Origin of the sequence: Neisseria sp. 19428wB4_WF04 (genome assembly GCF_015235335.1) — a bacterium.
Taxonomy (GTDB): Bacteria; Pseudomonadota; Gammaproteobacteria; order Burkholderiales; family Neisseriaceae; genus Neisseria; species Neisseria musculi.
The window spans coordinates 1-602 of record NZ_JADGLG010000145.1; the positions used below are offsets into that span (position 1 = coordinate 1).

General features: G+C 45.3%; 1 pseudogene. It reads left to right on the forward strand.

What is annotated here, in order from left to right:
• Nucleotides 1-5: 5 nt before the first annotated feature.
• Nucleotides 6-602, forward strand: a pseudogene (locus IR141_RS12710) (IS1595 family transposase); the annotation flags it as partial.

Sequence of the window (602 nt, forward strand, 5' to 3'; positions counted from 1 at the left end):
GAAAAATGAAATATAACACCAAGTTAAGTGACTACAGCTCAAAAAAATTATCAAGCATTTTTGTGTCGGTATAGAAGCCTCAAAAACCGCTTTGCCGACAGGCTTCAACCGCAATACCATCAACCACCGGTATCGCATTTTCAGGCACGAAACATACCGCTGCCAAAGCGGGCAAAAAGACCTGTTATACAGCAGCATAGAGGTTGATGAAAGCTATTTGTAGCGCGGTTTCCATGGCAAGTCAAAGCGTGGCAGAGGAACGCTTAAACAACCGTCTTTGGTATTTTCGAAAGAGACGGCAGGGTTTATACCGAAATCGTTCCTGATTGTAAAAAGCAAACACTTCAAGCTGTTATATTGGGAAAGGTCTCTCTGGGGAGTGTTGTTTATTCTGATAGCCGGCGCGGTTACAGCGGCCTGGTCGATGCCGGCTACTCTAAACATTTGCGCGTTAATCACGGACAAAATAAGTTTGCGGATGGTACCGGGCACATCAATGGTATTGAAAGCTTCCGGAGTTTTACCAAACGAAGGCCCGCCAAATTCAACGGCGTAACCAAAAACTTTGATTTGCACCTGAAGGAATGCGGATGGCGATGGAA